Source organism: Sphingosinithalassobacter sp. CS137, from assembly GCF_014334115.1.
GTDB lineage: Bacteria > Pseudomonadota > Alphaproteobacteria > Sphingomonadales > Sphingomonadaceae > Sphingomonas.
The window spans coordinates 2,347,070-2,361,195 of the sequence record NZ_CP060494.1; the positions used below are offsets into that span (position 1 = coordinate 2,347,070).

The window sequence follows — 14,126 nt, forward strand, 5'->3', positions numbered from 1 at the left end:
AGCGGAACATCCTGTCGCCGCAACGGTGGACGTTCACCGCTCCTGCATCACGAGATTGTCGGGCCGCCGCGTCCACGGCCGATCGACCAGCTGACGCCCCGTTCGCGCATGATGCCGGAGACGGACTTGCCGACATGTCGATCGAGCACCGGCCGCCACGGCACCAGTGTGAACTCCTTCGCTTTCGCGACCAGCGCATAGCGCCCGCTCGTCAGCTCGACCGGACGGCGCAGCACGCCTTCGACGCGATCGCCGCTACTGCTCTCGGCGAACGTCAGATCAAGCTCGGTGGATAGCTGCCCCGCGACGCGCAGGAGCTCACGGCGCTGGAGCACGGCAATGGCGTCAGGCCGGATGCCGAAGACGCCATCGGCTTCGGTGCCGAGACCTTGCGCTATCAGCCATTGCCGGCGGCGCGCCTGCGCGTTGCGGACCGCCGCGCCGAATCCGCTCTCGCGCAGCGGCTCGGATGTATCGGCGACCAGCTCGCGATCGAGCCAGGTGGCGGCATCGGCGCCGATCAGTTGCTCGATCGGCCGAGGTGACAGCAATTCGACGCGCACCGGCGCCTCGCGCGCGCGCCCTGCCTCGTAGCGCGACACCTGGTCGAGATGGTTCGCCGGGATCGACCAGCTTCCATCTGGTTCGCGGGTCGCCAAGCCTGCGCGCCGCATCGCTTCGAGGCGGCGAACATGAGTCTCGGCGAACGCCTCGCTTGCCGACGGATCTTGGGCCAAATGCGCGTCGACCGAATAGCGCCCGGCGTTGGCCTCGGCGACCGCGGCGATCGTGCGATCCGCCGGCCTTGGCCCGCTCACAATCGGCGCGATCCTGACCACCGCATCGGTGGCCAGCGGCGCGACCGCATCGCCGCGCCCGATGTCGACATAATGCGTGCGGCCGTCGGTCGCGTCGACGATCAGATAATGCCGATCGCGCAGTTCGTCCGACAGGCCGCGCTCGACGACACGGCCGACCAGCCCCCGCGGGCCGGAAGCGGCCGGATCATAGATCGCCTGGTCAGCAAGCGCGGGCGCGGCCCCACGCTCGGCAAAGGCGCGCTGCATCGTGCGGATGATGTCGCCGCGCTCGCCCATCCGCCGCAGCGTCTCCTCCAAGCCATCGGCGAGCCGCCACGCGCCGCGTCCGATGTCCTCCGCCAGGCCCATGCGCGCGAGCCGCGCCAGCCGCCCCGCCCTCAGGCTTTGCTCGAACGGACGGCTGGTGGCCGAAGACACGATCCTGTCGGCATCCATCCCGGCGAGCAGCCGGCGGTCGATTCCGGTCAGCCGCTCCTGATCGATCTCGGCGCGCAGCCGCGCCTCGATCGCGCGGTCGTCGCGCGGTCCCAGATCAAGGTCAACCAGCTCGGCGGCGCGCTCGCGCATGCCGGCGGTCAGATAGTCGCGGGCGATGACGAGGTCGCGGCCTCGATCGTCGCGGCCGCGCACCATGATGTGCGTGTGCGGATGGCCGGTGTTGAAATGGTCGACCGCGACCCAGTCGAGCCGCGTTCCGAGATCGGCTTCGACCCGCGCCATAAGCCGCCGGGCGAGCGGTTTCAGATCGTCATATTGATCGCCGTCCTCGGCCGAGACGATGAAGCGGAACTGGTGGCGATCGCCTTGGCCGCGGTCGAGGAACGCCTTGCCGTCGACGCCCTCTCCGCCGGCGTCATAGAGCTGTCCCGGCGCGCCCTCGCGCGTGGTCCCGTCGCGCTGGATATAGCGCAGATGCGCGGCGGCTCCGGCAGCGCCCTTTCCGGCGAGCTTGACGATGCGCGATTTGATGATGACCCGGCGTGCGCGATACGCGGCATAGGCGTCGCGGCTGGCGAGCATCCGTCCGACCCCGCCGCCGCGCCCGATCCGGCTTCCGGAATAGCTGCGCCGGCCGCCCGCTGAGAAGGCACCGCCCCGGGCGAGATTGGCGGCGGCGAGCACGCGGTGGAGATATTTGCGGCCACGCTTGCCGCCCTTGGCGCGCATCCGCCCAAGATGCGGCTCGAAATCATCGTCGTCAGCCATCGCACGTTCCTGTTCGGCTTCCTTCCATCCGAAATGGCGCGCGCTGCCCTCCAAGAAAACCGGTGCCGCCAAAGCCCGCGGAAATGCTGAACTTTTGCTCTGACCGGCACCGGTCCAGCGTCGGCGGTGCCGCCGGACAGGCGAGAAAAAGATGTGCAGACAACAGGTTACGGTGCCAGGGGTGCCGTTCCTTTATCTTGCCTTACGCCGCTCAAGTCCTGAATTCGCCCCCTTCAGACCGTTCCAGTCCCACAACCCCGGCAAGCCGAGGCACGAGAAAGCCGGGACGCGATGCTGTCCCGCACCGCGCCCCGGCCCCGCGATCGACGCCGAAATCAGTGCGCCATCGCCAGCGTCATTCTCGCGTCATCGCGGGTCTCGAATAGCCGGCAACCAAGCATTCCCTGCGCATTGCCGTCGCCATCGACGATCATCGTCGCCACGAACCATTCGCCGTCGAGCCGGCCGCAGATCGCGATCCGATCGAGGTCATATTCGTCGTCGTCGAGACATTCATAGGCGCCGAGCCAGCGTTCCCAGACGCGCGCATCCCAGCGGAAATCGGCTTCCTCCGCGCTTAGAAACTGCCGCGCCAGCGCCTCGCCCGCGTCGCGTCCGAACTCGATCTCGAGCCCCGCGACGAGCGTCGCCATCACGCGATCCGACGCCGCTCCGATGGGTTGATACATGGTCATTGAAGCCTCCTGTCAGCACCGTCCTCCTCATCGAGGACAGTCCCCGCCCGGCGGTTGGCGAGGCGTCTGTCAGGGCTGCCGGCGCGTTAGCGCCGGCACCGCGAAGCGGCGGCGGAGGAACCGATTTTGTCGTGCGGCAACGAACAAAAGCGCGCGCGAAGCGCGCTCCATCTGCACGGCAAAATTGGAGGGGCCGCCGGCCTTGCACAGGCGGCTCGGCAGCCGCCATGCTCGGCAGACCCGAGACGAGCCCTTACCCCCTCCCAGGCCAGTCGAACCTGCTCGATTCCTTGCGCCGCGTGCGATCACTGGCCTGAAAGCGGGACGAACAAACCGCCGTCCGAGCGCTCCGGCGAGGCCGCGTTCGGACGCCTTCCGGCTGTCCGATCGACGACGAACAGCGTCTCGGGAGGTGCCGGTGAGGCCGGACCCGCGCCGATCGCATCCGTCTTCGCCACGGCCGCGAGATAGCCGCGCGTCTCGGCCGGCAATGTCGCCCGGCCCGCCAGATAGGCCGCATAGCGCGCCGGTCCGGCATTGTAGGCGGCGAACAGGCCCGGATAGCCGAAGCGGTCGTACATCGCGCGCAGATAGGCGGTCCCGGCGAGGATGTTGTCGCGCGGATCGTGCGGATCGGCGCCGAGCGCGTGCGCCGAGCGCATCTCCGCCCAGGTGCCGGGCATCAGTTGCATCAGCCCCATCGCGCCGGCGTGACTGGTGATCGGGCGTCCGGCGAGCATCGTGCGGCCGCCGCTTTCGGCGCGCATCACCCGCTCGATCCAGGCTACCGGAACCCCGAAGCGCATCGACGCCTCGGCGACATAAGGCGCCCATCGCGCCACCGGATCGGCGCGCGCGGATGCCGGCGGCGCCACCAGGCTCGCGGCCGCTGCGACCAGAACCACGAAGCCGATGCGCGATGCCGCCCACCCGCGCCAATGCCTCGTCGGCGTCACGACGCGGGCCACAGCAGGCGCGCGCGGCCGAGCACATCTTGCGCGCCGGTCGGCCCGAAGTAGCGCCCGTCGAACGAATCGGCGGCGTCCGCCATCAGCAGGAACAGTTCGCCAGCGCGAAGCGTCACGCATCCTTCCCACCAGGGCAGGACGCGGCCGTGCCCGTCGAACCGGCGGCGTTCGGCGATGGGGCTGCCGTTGATGCTGACCACCGGGCCGATCGCGCAGACCGTATCGCCCGACGCGGCGGCGACGCGCTTCACCAGCGGCACATTGGCGGGAAGATAGCGGCGCCGGGCGGCGAGCATTCGCGCGCCGTCCGGAACCCAGGCGATGACCATATCGCCGCTGCGAACCGGCGCGTCGGGCGTCACCCGGTAGAGCCCGAGCGGCGCGCTGGCGCTCGCATTCCAGACAAGGCGGGGAACCGGCATGGCGGCGATCGTCACCAGCAGCGGAACCGAAGCGACGGCTGCGACGATGATGGTCGCGCGGGCTCGCGCACGGGTGCGGAGCGTTCGCTGGCGACTGAGCGCGTCGCCCCAGGCGAACAGCGGCAAGTCGCGGCGCTCAGTCATGCCGGCCGCCTCTGGCGCGAGCGGTCGACCAGGCTTCGATGTCGTCGATATGGTAGCGCCAGGTGCGGCCGTGGAGGCGGCACAAGGGTCCGGTGCCGCGCGCGCGCATCTCCTTCAATGCGGTGAGCGAGAGGCCGAGGTGGAAGGCGGCCTGCTTGGCGGTGAGGAAGGGGCAGGTTTCGCGCGCCGCCTGCGCGCGCTTGGCGGTGTCGTCCATGAATCTGTGTCCGGCTGGCGGCCACGGGATTGCGCCGCTCGGGACGGGTCTGGCGACCATGGGCCGGCTCGGGCAGGGTCGAAAAACGGCCCCCCCGGAAATCGACCCCCTTCCCCCGGGGCCGAGAACCTTCGCCGTTCGGCTCCCGCGCCGGGGGGAGGCGCGGGAGCCGGTTCGCGATCAATCGGCGGGGTTCCAGATGATCGCGAAAGCGTCGTCGTCGTCCTGGCCGGCGGCGCGGCCGAGATTGGCGTAGAGCCGGCGCGGCCCGAACTCGGGGGCGGCGAGCGACAGCGACACATAATCGTTGCCGGTGGTCTCGCTGCGGCGGTTCCAGCCGGCGCCGACCTCGACGCCGTTCGCCATCACCCGATAGTCGGGCTGACGGTCGTTGGCCTTGCGGACGTTGGGCACGATCTCGACGTCGGTGCGGATCGAAAGCGTTTTGAGCTGGCCCTTGAAGCCTTCGCCGCTGCGGGTGACATAACCGATTGCAGACATGATGCGTCTCCTTGAGTTCTCGCCCCGAACCGTTTCCGGGCGATGGGCGGACCTTGAGGGACGGTCGATGCGGGGTCCGCGAACCGGCAGGCCGGAGCGCCAGCGGAGGACCGGAGCCGCAGGGTTATTTGAGAGCGAAGCGGCCGCGAGGAGCCCGTGGCACACGGGCGGGGAAATAACCCGTCAGGCGATGGTTTTGCGGGCGTCGCGACCGTTCCAGGTCAGCGCCCCACGAGCCGATGACGGGGCGGGCGGACGTGCCGGAGACGCCTGCCTGGACTCGTTGACGCCGCGCGCGGGGGCTCGGGCAGCCGACGAAAAGGCGAGCCTCACGCGCCGGATTTTCCGCGGATGCCTAGCGCGTTTCGACCGTAACATGCGCGAGTTCGTGGACGGGCGCGAGCCGCGAGCGCACGGTTTCGCCGCTGACGCCGCCGGTCACGCTGACGATGGCGGCGTGCGCGCCGGGTCCGACCCGCCAGACGTGCAGGTCGGTGATCCGGACATCGCCTTGGCCTTCGACATGCTCGCGCACCTCGTTCTCCAGATGCGGATCGGCGGTGTCGAGCAGAACCGCAGCGGTGTCACGCAACAGGTTCCACGCCCACACCGCGATCACCGCCGCGCCGACGATCCCCATCACCGGATCGAGCCATACCCATCCGAGATAGGCGCCCGACAGCAGGGCCGCGATCGCAAGCACGGAGGTCAGCGCATCGGCGAGAACATGGACGAAGGCGGAGCGCAGATTGTTGTCGTGGTGCCGCGCGGAGTGGTCGTGATGGCGATGCTCGTGCTCATGTCCGTGCGCATGGCCATGCCCGTGCCCATGATCGTGACCGTCGTGATGGCCGCCCGCCAGCAGCAGCGCGCTGACGATGTTCACGATGAGGCCGATGACGGCGACGACCGTCGCCTCGGTGAATGCGACGGGACGGGGATCGAACAACCGCCCCACCGATTCGACGCCGATGCCGATCGCGACGAGCGCCAGCGCCAGCGCGGAGGCGAAGCCGGCGAGATCGCCGACCTTGCCCGTCCCGAAGGTGAAGCGGCGGGTGCGGGCATGGCGTTTGGCGAATGCGTAAGCGCCCGCCGCGACGGCGAGCGCGCCGGCATGGGTGGCCATGTGGAAGCCGTCGGCGAGCAGCGCCATGGAGTTGAAGATCGTGCCGGCGATGATCTCGCCGACCATCATCACCGCCGTCAGCGCGACGACCCATAAAGTGCGCCGCGCGTTGTCGTCGTGGCGCTCGCCGAGAAAGACGTGATCGTGGGTAAGGTCCGCGACCTGTTCGTCGAATTGCATGGAATCCGTCCTCATTTGGCGTAGCGCCGCACCGCCGCGATCAGCTCCTCGGCACCCGCCGCGCGCTGGGCGTCGCTGAGATCGGGCCGCGCGACATGCTCGCGGACATGGTCCTCGACGAGCTCGTCCATGAGCCCGTTGATCGCGCCGCGCGCACCCGCGACCTGATGAAGAACGGACGCGCAGCCCGCCTCCTCTTCGATCGCGCGCTCGATCGCGGCGATCTGCCCGGCGATCCGCCGGACGCGCGCGATCAGCTGAGTCTGGTTGGAAGAAGTGTGCGCCATAGGGTAGCCCCCTATACCATATGGGCTAGTTGGCAACGGCGAGTTTGGCCAGCAGCGTCATCGAAGGAATGCCGTCGACGATGACTTGGATGCGATGATCGGGCAGTCGGCGCTGCTCCGAAGGCGGTATGCCGACCTTCCATCGCGCGGTTCGGCTGGTTCAGCGAACCGCGATGCCGCGTCCCCCGTCCCTATCGGGACCGGGGCGCGGCCGATTTTTCAGGTGCCGATGCGAAGCGGCGGGATCGCAAAATCCGCGGCATCGAAATTGGCGATGATCGCTTCGTAGGAACCGAGCGCTTCGGCGGTATGACGGCCGATCATAACGTAATCGTCCTCGCTCGCGCCGAAGGATCGCGGCTCGCCGTCGCCCGTGAACACGACGCGCTCCGGATCCCACAGGCCGGGATAGCTCCCCGACCAGCGCGCGAACGGCAACTTATGCGCGACGCAGAAGGCCTCGAGATGATCGACGCGGCCCCAGGCGACCTCGTGCGCATGAAGCGTAAGCGGTGCCGCATCGGGGAACTGGCTCGCGTCGAACGGCGGGCCGTCCCATTCGAGCGACAGGCCTTCGTCGGCGATCAGATCGGCGAGCGTTTCCCGCCGGCTGGCGGCAAGCGTGCCGCCGATGGCGATGGTGACGGACACACGGTCGGCCATGATAGTTCTCCTTTTTCCCGCGCCCCGAGGCCGAACGGCCGAGGCGCGCGGCCGGATTTTGAGGGTCGAGAAAGCGGGGAGCGGCGACTAACCGCTCCCCGACAGGCTCACGCCGCGAGCGGCACGGTGTCGGCCCCGTCGTCAGAGTCCGGCGGCGCGACCGCCGCGCCCGGCGCGGTCGGGTCGGGCTCGTCGTCGCCGCCCGATTGCGCTTCGATCTCGCGCGCGGCCTCGGCCTTGGCGTGGGCCGCGACCGTGCCGACGCCGCCGCGCGCGGTGTAGGCGGCGGGCGGGAACGCCATCCAGCGCGGCACCCACCCCTCGACCTTGGCGCGGCCATTCTCGCCCGCCAGATGATCGCGGATGATGCGCTTCATGGTCTTGGTCTTCTCCTGGGCGTTGGCGGCGGCGACATTTTCGCCCGCGACCTCGGCGACGATCCGGGTCAGCACCTCCTTGTCGCGGAGAAGCGCGAAGAAGGCGTCGTCCGCCTGCCAGTATCGGGTCATATCGACCCCGATCTCGACGCCGACCGCCTCGACGGCGGCGCTTCCCGCCGCCAGCGTCTCGCCGATAAGACAGGCGATCACCTCCAGAACGACGTTGTCGGGCAGGTCGAGCAGCCGCTGGAACACGCCGACCAGACCGTAATCGTCGCCGTTGCCGCCGGTGACGGTGGGTTCCTCGGGCGAGAAGCCGAGCACCAACAGCACCGCGCGGCGGCGCTCGTCGAACGCGGTTTCGGCGACGCAGGTCTCGACGCTCTCGCGCACATCGTCGTTGCGCGTCGATTGCGGCTCGGGGGCGACGCGCCACAGGTGCGAGCCGACGATCGCATGGGCGACCATCAAGCGCAGCGCGACGCCGCTGTGCGTCGTGAGCGCGGCGCGCACGGCGGCGTGACGATGCAGGTCGATATAGGTCTGCATCGTGCTGGTCAGCTCGGGGCGAGCGGGCTTGTGGCCGGTGCCGGTAGCCTCGGCCTTGGCGAGCCGGGCGGCTTCGCGGCGGCTGACATAGCCTTCGTGGACGATCACCTCGCCGCTCGACCGCACGTCGAGATAGACGCGCCCGCCCTTCCTTTTGCCCGCCTTCTCATACTCCCACGTCGCGAAATGCTCGTCGGGCGGGACCACCACCGCATCGGCCCAGCCCGCCTCGATCGCGGCGGCGCGGCGCGCCTCGACGGCTTCGTTCTGCGCGGCCCAGAAGGCATCGGCGTCGGCGAAATAGCGGTCCTCGCCGAACAGGTCGGCGATGGTGGCAAGGCCACTCGCCTCGACGTCGAACAGGGCGTGGGCCGCGCAGACCGACGCGCCGCCGAACAGCCAGCCCTTCAATTGATGGCCGGTCGGCAGATAGGCTTCCGGGTCGTCGGCGAGCGCCAGCCACGCCTTTTGCTGGCTCTTGCTGGCGAGCGTCAGATGGCGGACGGTCGCGGCGTCGATCTCCTCGCGCCGGTAGAGGTCGCGGATGCGCGGCAGCAGATTGCCGAGCGCGAGCACACGGCGGACGGTCAGGTCGGGCAATCCGAAGGTGGCGGCGATCTCGTCCACCTTGCGGCCTTCCTTGACCAGCCGGGTGAAGCTCTCCCACTGGCTTACCTCGTCGGCGTCGAGCCGCGCCATATTCTCGATCATCGAGGCTTCGATCGCGGCGGCGTCGTCGCCGTCGTCGAGGATGGCGCAGGGCATCGGCTCGGCGTCGGGGTCGCCCCCCGAACGGCGCTCGTCGGCGACGATCTTGGCGGCGTGGAAGCGGCGGCTCCCGGCAACGATCTCGAACTGGCCGGGTCCGCAATTGGGGCGGACGATGACCGGCTGGATGACGCCCCGCGCGCGGATGGTCGGCAATATGTCCGACACGTCGGGGGCCTTTTTGCCGTAGCGCATATTGGCCTTGCTGATCGACAGCTTGTCCAAGGGGATAAAATCGAGTTTCATGGGTCTGCTCCTTCGTGAGCGCCGGTCCCGTGACTGATGAAGCGGACGCGGGACCGGCTTTCGGGTGAGCGGCGGACGGCCGCCCGCGTCAGCCGCCGCCTTCCTCGGGCGGCGGAAGCTCGGTGGATGGGCGGGCGCGCTCGGCGGCGCGCAGCGTGGGTTCGGCGGCGCTGATCGACCCGGCCCGGCGCGCGGCGTCGGCCCAGACCGACAGCGGCAGGGCCGTCTCGAAACACAGGTCACGCTCGACCGCGAGGCCGAAGGGTAGCCGCAGCGCCTCGATCTCCGTAAGGCTGAAACCGCCAAGCTCGGGACAGCCGAAGCCGAGGTCGGCCAACCCGAACAAGGTGTCGCCGTCGGCGTCGAGTTCGGTCGCGAGCCATGTCGCCGCGCCTACCGGGTTGAACAGCTTGACCACCGGGGCGGGGTCGGGTTCGCTCCCGCCGTGCTGCATGGCGTCGCGATGCGCGATGGCGTTGGCGCGGAGCGCCGCGCGTTGGTCGGGGGTCAACAGCATCATGGGGCATCCTTTCGGGCGGCGAACAGATCGAGCTGGTTGCGGGCGTTCGTGTCGAACAGCCCAAGGTCGCAGGGGCGCTGCGGCTTTTTCGGCTCAAGCGGAGCGGCGGCGCGCCATTCGAGCCGGTCGCGCGGGGTGATCGGCTGGACGCCGGGAACGAGGGTCTGCGCGCCGATTGGCGTCGCCTCGACCGCGAAACCCGCTTGGGGTGGGGTCGTGCGGGTCACGCCGCGCACCGTTCGGATGCGGCAACCGCCATCGCGCCGTCCTCGTCCTGTGCGCCGCTCGCCCCGCGACTCTGCTCGGGACAGGCATGGCGCGCGAGCAACCAGTCGGCGGCTTTTGAGGCGGCGCTGGCGGCGCGGAAGATCGCGCGATTGTCCTCGCGCAGCACCTCAAGCCAAGCGCCGAGATAGTCGGCGTGGCGGACGGTGGGCGTGATGCCGAGCGCGGCGCAGAGGAACGCCGATCCCATTTCGGCGATCAGCTCCTCGCGGGCGTAATCCTTGCTGCCGAAGCTGGTCGCAAGCTTGCGCGCGAGCCGCGACGGGTGGCCGGTGGCATGGGTAAGTTCGTGAAGGCAGGTCCGGTAGTAGTTCACCTGCTCGAAGAAAGCGGGCTGCGGCGGCACTTGGACGAAGTCTTGGGCGGGAACATAGAACGCGCGGTTGCCGCCGATGCGAAAATCGACGCCCGAGGCGGCGATCACGCTTTCCGCGACCGGCACGATTTCGCGCTCGGGCAAGGGGACGGGGTCGGGCGCGAGGCCGGGGCGCAGCCCTTCGCATTGCGCGACGTTGAACACGGTGAAGCGTTTGAGGAAGGGAATGGCCTTGGCGTCGCCGCCCTCGCGCTCGGCGCGGCGTTTCTCGGTCGCGGGGGTGAAGCGGTCGGCATAAACGACGGTGGTGCCGCGCTCGCCCTTGCGGACGCTGCCGCCCGCCTCCAACGCCTGCTTGAAGGTCAGCCAGCTTTGCGACGGATAGCCGTGCTCGATCACCGCGCCCCACAGGATGAGGATATTGACCCCCGAATAGGTCCGCGCGGTGAGCGCATTGCGCGGGAGGCCCGCCGCGACGCCGCCCGCGTCGGGCGATGCCGCCCAGGGCTGGACCCACGGGAAGCGCCCGGCCTCAAGCTCGGCAAGGATGCGGGCGGTTACTTCGTCATAGAGGCTGGCGCGCGCCGGTTCGGCATTGGTCGCGGTGTCGCGCTTCGCGCCGCCTTGGGCGGCGCGGGTCCGGCGCTGGCCGCGCGCGCTTGGGGTTGAGGTCTGGCGCATCGCTCGTCTCCCGCCCCGCCCAAAATCCGCATGGCCGCCCCGGAAAAGCGGGGGTGGGCGGCACCCAGGCGACCGGAGAGGCCCGCCGCGAGCGGCGGCGGCACCCGCAGGGCCGCAGCGAAGCGAAGGAGCCGGTCCGGAGCGAAGTCGAAGGGCCGGCTTGCCGCCGACGCGGGCGGGCCTAACCGGGAGCGCCGCCCACGCCCGCTTGACGGGAAGGCCTCAAACAGCGCCGCCGCGCGTGCGCGGCGTCGACTGGCAAGCGGCCGCACGCGGCCGCCCGAACAAGGAGGGGCGCCCCGGCGGCGCGGCCGGATCGGCCGAAGTCGACCGGGCTTCGAGGACGGAGGGGACCTGTCGTCCGTCCCGAAACCGGGCGCGAGGCCCGGACGCAAAGCCGGAGCGCCCGCGGGGCCGCGATCAAGCGCCGCGCCCCGGCAAGCTTCGCGCCGCCGGAGCGCGTCCATAGCCCCGCGCCGCTAGGGGCCAGCTCCGCTGGCCGCGCCAGCGATCGTCACCGTCAGGCCGAGAGCCGCGAAGCGGGGCTCGGGGGCGACGGGCGAAGCCCGAGCCATAGAGCGCGGTCGCGCCGACCTCAGGCGCGAGGCGCCGGAAGAACGGGGAACAGTGTGGCGAGCTGGATTTTGAAGAAGCGCAAGCCGACAAGTGGCCGAGCTATCGATCAGGGCGCGCAGCAGCCCGGCCGTTCGCCGCTGTCGCCGGCCTCCTGGATCGGCGGGCACGGCACGTCGCCATAGGAGCAGAAGACGCAGCAATCGCCTTTGTTCGGGCGCAACAGTGTTTCGCAGTGTGGACAGTCGTAGAAGAACTGGCACGCGTTGGTGGGCATCGTCTCTGTCGAGGACTGGCCGCAGCTCGGACAGGTGAGCGTCGAGACAAGCTGCATCATGCGCCTCCAAGCATCCGCATCAAAGGCTGCTCGATGAAGCCCCAGATCGACGAGATGCCTACAATGACCGTGGCCACACAGAGCATGGCGAACGTAGCTCGGGCGGGTGGAGAGACCGTACATGCAGCAGCGGCACATGCGCGTCGCTTGCGCGCGTAAAGAAACCAGCCCGCTGCTACCGCGACCATGGCCGCTACGGTCAGCGGCCAGTGGAACGGAACCACTGCGGCGAGACCGCCAACGCCGACGGCTCCGAGCGCGAGCGGCAAAATGCAGCAAGCGGTCGCGGAGAAGAGCGCCCCGATGCTGGCCAGGGCGCCAAGGCTCGCCACGCCCCGATCAGCATCGCTCAGGCGCCGCGCGGGCGTCGAAATTCCGTCAATCAACCGTCGTCTCCATCTAGATTCGCTGTTATGTGCCACCTGTAGTCACTACAGGTTCAAGCAGTTTCTTCATGGCGCGGATCACCATCGGCGAGCTTTCACGGCGAACGGGCGTCAACATCGAGACGATCCGCTACTTCGAGAAGGTCGGCATTGTCGCCGCTCCGCCGCGCACGGACGGTGGGCACCGAATCTACGAGGACCATCATGTTCGGGCGCTCGGCTTCATCAAGCGCGCACGCGAACTCGGTTTCACGCCCAACGAGGTCCGGGCATTCCTCAACCTCGGTGGACCCGGTACTGCGTGCTGCGGCGAGGTGCGTGAGATCGCCACGCGCCACCTCGAACAAGTTCGCGCAAAGATAGGCGATCTCGCGAAGCTCGAAAGGCTGCTCTCACAGACGATCGACCATTGCTCGGGTGAGGCAGTCCCCGAATGCGCGGTAATCGACCTCCTCGACGTGGCCCCGCCGGCGGACAACAACGCGTGTCGCAAAAGGCGAAACTAGAGCATGGATCCGATGTCCGATGCGCCCGTCGGATAAGCGAACATGGTGCTCTTGAGGTCATCCGCCGTTAGTCCGTGCCGGATCGCCAGGCCGAAGAGGTTGATTACCTCGTCGGCATGCGGTCCAACGATATGCGCGCCGACGATCCGACCGGTTCCTTCCTCGACGAGCGTCTTGTAGCCATAAACCGGTTCGGCCACTCGGCGGGCAGTATACCAGTCTGAGGCTCGCTCTGACTTCGCCTGGAAGCGCAATCCGGCATTTGTTGCTTCGTCCTCTCCCATGCCGACGGCTGCGATCGGCGGCAGCGTGAAAGCCACGCTCGGCACCCCGCGATAGTCCGGCTTCCGATGATTGCCATCGATCAGGTTCGCCGCGACCACTTTGGCGTCATGACTGGAAACCGGAGTCAAGGGAGGCCCCATCTGTGCCGCGTCGCCGGCGGCATAAACGGCAGGGTTCGATACGCTTTGAAGAAAGTCGTTCAGTCGCAGGCGGCCTCGCTCGACCGCGACATTTGCCGCCGCGAGGTTGAGCCGGTCCAACGCGGGAGCGCGGCCAGCCGCGTGGACGACCAGATCGGCGTGAACGGTGACCGTCTCGCCGTTCGTTTCTGCGCATATCGCGAAGGCATCGCCGCTCTTCTCAATCGCCGTGACGGCGGTTTTGGTGAGCACCCGGACGCCGATCGTGTTGAAGGCGTCCATGAGCCAGCCGACCAGCTCCGGTTCAAACTGAGGCAGCATGCGCGGGCCACGCTGGAGGACAGTCACCTGGGCTCCCGCGCGAGCCGCGATGTGCGAAAACTCCGCTGCTATATAGCCACCGCCGACCAGCGCGATCCGGCGCGGCAGGCTCTCCATGGCGAGGAACGCCTCGTTGTCCACGAGATGCTCCGCGCCAGGAATGTCGAGTCGTATCGGTTCTGCGCCAGACGCTATCAGGATGTGGCGGCCTCGCAATTCCGTGCCGGCTACCGAGAGGCTGTTTACCCCGGTAAACCGGGCATGGCCGCGAAAGGTCGCGATGCCTTTCTCGTGGTAGCGGCGCCCATGCTTTTCCGGCACGGGATCGGTGAACCCACGCTTGAACGCAATCAGGTCGGCCCAATCGACGTGCACATCGCCGGCAATGCCCTTGCCCTGCATTCGCCGCTCTGCGTCGATGACCTCGGCTCCGGCGACGAGCATCTTCTTGGGATCACAGCCACGAAGAGCGCATGTTCCGCCGAACGGCTTCTCGTCTATGACTGCCACACTCCAGCCCGCGCCGCGAACGCGCATCGCCGCAACCATCGCTGCCGTGCCGGTGCCGATTACAACAAGATCGAAGTCCATGGCGGATAC

The 14,126-nt window shown here is 68.7% G+C and carries 17 protein-coding genes; 1 reads left to right on the forward strand and 16 read right to left on the reverse strand.

Translation table 11 applies throughout. The features are described from left to right. Nucleotides 1–47: 47 nt before the first annotated feature. From rlxS to H7V21_RS11660, 15 genes are all read right to left on the reverse strand, one after another. The gene (gene rlxS, locus H7V21_RS11590; RefSeq protein WP_188053900.1) at nucleotides 48–2,027 is read right to left on the reverse strand and encodes a relaxase/mobilization nuclease RlxS; all 1,980 of its coding nucleotides are present in this window, start codon (nucleotides 2,025–2,027) and stop codon (nucleotides 48–50) included. A 335-nt stretch (nucleotides 2,028–2,362) separates the two neighbouring features. Next, entirely contained in the window at nucleotides 2,363–2,722 is a 360-nt protein-coding gene (locus H7V21_RS11595; protein WP_262503849.1) for a hypothetical protein, read from the reverse strand. Nucleotides 2,723–3,027: 305 nt separating this feature from the next. Beyond that, nucleotides 3,028–3,621 (reverse strand): lytic transglycosylase domain-containing protein, encoded by a 594-nt coding sequence (locus tag H7V21_RS11600; RefSeq protein WP_262504097.1) that lies wholly within the window; start codon nucleotides 3,619–3,621, stop codon nucleotides 3,028–3,030. A 53-nt stretch (nucleotides 3,622–3,674) separates the two neighbouring features. Then, entirely contained in the window at nucleotides 3,675–4,256 is a 582-nt protein-coding gene (locus tag H7V21_RS11605) for a S26 family signal peptidase (RefSeq protein WP_188053901.1), read from the reverse strand. Continuing rightward, entirely contained in the window at nucleotides 4,249–4,473 is a 225-nt protein-coding gene (locus H7V21_RS11610) for a helix-turn-helix transcriptional regulator (protein WP_188053902.1), read from the reverse strand. The genes H7V21_RS11605 and H7V21_RS11610 overlap by 8 nt, the downstream gene beginning before the upstream one ends. A gap of 180 nt (nucleotides 4,474–4,653) precedes the next feature. Then, nucleotides 4,654–4,974, reverse strand: a complete 321-nt coding sequence (locus tag H7V21_RS11615) for a DUF736 domain-containing protein (RefSeq protein ID WP_188053903.1) — start codon at nucleotides 4,972–4,974, stop codon at nucleotides 4,654–4,656. Between the two features lie 355 nt (nucleotides 4,975–5,329). After that, nucleotides 5,330–6,283, reverse strand: a complete 954-nt coding sequence (gene dmeF / locus H7V21_RS11620) for a CDF family Co(II)/Ni(II) efflux transporter DmeF (protein WP_188053904.1) — start codon at nucleotides 6,281–6,283, stop codon at nucleotides 5,330–5,332. A gap of 11 nt (nucleotides 6,284–6,294) precedes the next feature. Further along, nucleotides 6,295–6,570, reverse strand: coding sequence for a metal/formaldehyde-sensitive transcriptional repressor (locus H7V21_RS11625; protein WP_188053905.1), 276 nt, complete (start codon nucleotides 6,568–6,570; stop codon nucleotides 6,295–6,297). Between the two features lie 219 nt (nucleotides 6,571–6,789). Then, nucleotides 6,790–7,233, reverse strand: a complete 444-nt coding sequence (locus H7V21_RS11630; RefSeq protein ID WP_188053906.1) for a hypothetical protein — start codon at nucleotides 7,231–7,233, stop codon at nucleotides 6,790–6,792. Nucleotides 7,234–7,340: 107 nt separating this feature from the next. Next, nucleotides 7,341–9,176, reverse strand: coding sequence for a ParB/RepB/Spo0J family partition protein (locus tag H7V21_RS11635; RefSeq protein ID WP_188053907.1), 1,836 nt, complete (start codon nucleotides 9,174–9,176; stop codon nucleotides 7,341–7,343). A gap of 88 nt (nucleotides 9,177–9,264) precedes the next feature. After that, the gene (locus H7V21_RS11640; protein ID WP_188053908.1) at nucleotides 9,265–9,696 is read right to left on the reverse strand and encodes a DUF2958 domain-containing protein; all 432 of its coding nucleotides are present in this window, start codon (nucleotides 9,694–9,696) and stop codon (nucleotides 9,265–9,267) included. Beyond that, nucleotides 9,693–9,923, reverse strand: coding sequence for a hypothetical protein (locus H7V21_RS11645; RefSeq protein ID WP_188053909.1), 231 nt, complete (start codon nucleotides 9,921–9,923; stop codon nucleotides 9,693–9,695). The genes H7V21_RS11640 and H7V21_RS11645 overlap by 4 nt, the downstream gene beginning before the upstream one ends. Then, complete coding sequence (locus tag H7V21_RS11650) at nucleotides 9,920–10,978, reverse strand: ArdC family protein (RefSeq protein WP_188053910.1); 1,059 nt, start codon at nucleotides 10,976–10,978, stop codon at nucleotides 9,920–9,922. The genes H7V21_RS11645 and H7V21_RS11650 overlap by 4 nt, the downstream gene beginning before the upstream one ends. Before the next feature lie 682 nt (nucleotides 10,979–11,660). Next, nucleotides 11,661–11,888 (reverse strand): GDCCVxC domain-containing (seleno)protein, encoded by a 228-nt coding sequence (locus H7V21_RS11655; protein ID WP_262503850.1) that lies wholly within the window; start codon nucleotides 11,886–11,888, stop codon nucleotides 11,661–11,663. Further along, nucleotides 11,885–12,274 carry a hypothetical protein gene (locus H7V21_RS11660; protein ID WP_188053911.1) on the reverse strand — a complete coding sequence of 130 codons (390 nt, stop codon included), beginning with the start codon at nucleotides 12,272–12,274 and terminating at the stop codon, nucleotides 11,885–11,887. The genes H7V21_RS11655 and H7V21_RS11660 overlap by 4 nt, the downstream gene beginning before the upstream one ends. A gap of 68 nt (nucleotides 12,275–12,342) precedes the next feature. Here H7V21_RS11660 and H7V21_RS11665 point away from each other — a divergent pair, with 68 nt between their 5' ends. Further along, on the forward strand, nucleotides 12,343–12,780 hold the full coding sequence (locus H7V21_RS11665; protein WP_188053912.1) for a MerR family transcriptional regulator: 438 nt from the start codon (nucleotides 12,343–12,345) through the stop codon (nucleotides 12,778–12,780). Here H7V21_RS11665 and H7V21_RS11670 read toward each other — a convergent pair. Continuing rightward, nucleotides 12,777–14,117 carry a dihydrolipoyl dehydrogenase family protein gene (locus H7V21_RS11670; RefSeq protein ID WP_188053913.1) on the reverse strand — a complete coding sequence of 447 codons (1,341 nt, stop codon included), beginning with the start codon at nucleotides 14,115–14,117 and terminating at the stop codon, nucleotides 12,777–12,779. The genes H7V21_RS11665 and H7V21_RS11670 overlap by 4 nt on opposite strands. Nucleotides 14,118–14,126 lie beyond the last annotated feature (9 nt).

What these genes read in the sequence shown, in the direction of transcription:
- dmeF (WP_188053904.1), bottom strand. Translation starts at nt 6,283, where the DNA reads ATGCAATTCGACGAACAGGTCGCGGACCTTACCCACGATCACGTCTTT.
- H7V21_RS11610 (WP_188053902.1), bottom strand. Translation starts at nt 4,473, where the DNA reads ATGGACGACACCGCCAAGCGCGCGCAGGCGGCGCGCGAAACCTGCCCC.
- H7V21_RS11670 (WP_188053913.1), bottom strand. Translation starts at nt 14,117, where the DNA reads ATGGACTTCGATCTTGTTGTAATCGGCACCGGCACGGCAGCGATGGTT.
- H7V21_RS11635 (WP_188053907.1), bottom strand. Translation starts at nt 9,176, where the DNA reads ATGAAACTCGATTTTATCCCCTTGGACAAGCTGTCGATCAGCAAGGCC.
- H7V21_RS11640 (WP_188053908.1), bottom strand. Translation starts at nt 9,696, where the DNA reads ATGATGCTGTTGACCCCCGACCAACGCGCGGCGCTCCGCGCCAACGCC.
- H7V21_RS11625 (WP_188053905.1), bottom strand. Translation starts at nt 6,570, where the DNA reads ATGGCGCACACTTCTTCCAACCAGACTCAGCTGATCGCGCGCGTCCGG.
- rlxS (WP_188053900.1), bottom strand. Translation starts at nt 2,027, where the DNA reads ATGGCTGACGACGATGATTTCGAGCCGCATCTTGGGCGGATGCGCGCC.
- H7V21_RS11650 (WP_188053910.1), bottom strand. Translation starts at nt 10,978, where the DNA reads ATGCGCCAGACCTCAACCCCAAGCGCGCGCGGCCAGCGCCGGACCCGC.
- H7V21_RS11630 (WP_188053906.1), bottom strand. Translation starts at nt 7,233, where the DNA reads ATGGCCGACCGTGTGTCCGTCACCATCGCCATCGGCGGCACGCTTGCC.
- H7V21_RS11665 (WP_188053912.1), top strand. Translation starts at nt 12,343, where the DNA reads ATGGCGCGGATCACCATCGGCGAGCTTTCACGGCGAACGGGCGTCAAC.
- H7V21_RS11605 (WP_188053901.1), bottom strand. Translation starts at nt 4,256, where the DNA reads ATGACTGAGCGCCGCGACTTGCCGCTGTTCGCCTGGGGCGACGCGCTC.
- H7V21_RS11595 (WP_262503849.1), bottom strand. Translation starts at nt 2,722, where the DNA reads ATGACCATGTATCAACCCATCGGAGCGGCGTCGGATCGCGTGATGGCG.
- H7V21_RS11615 (WP_188053903.1), bottom strand. Translation starts at nt 4,974, where the DNA reads ATGTCTGCAATCGGTTATGTCACCCGCAGCGGCGAAGGCTTCAAGGGC.
- H7V21_RS11655 (WP_262503850.1), bottom strand. Translation starts at nt 11,888, where the DNA reads ATGATGCAGCTTGTCTCGACGCTCACCTGTCCGAGCTGCGGCCAGTCC.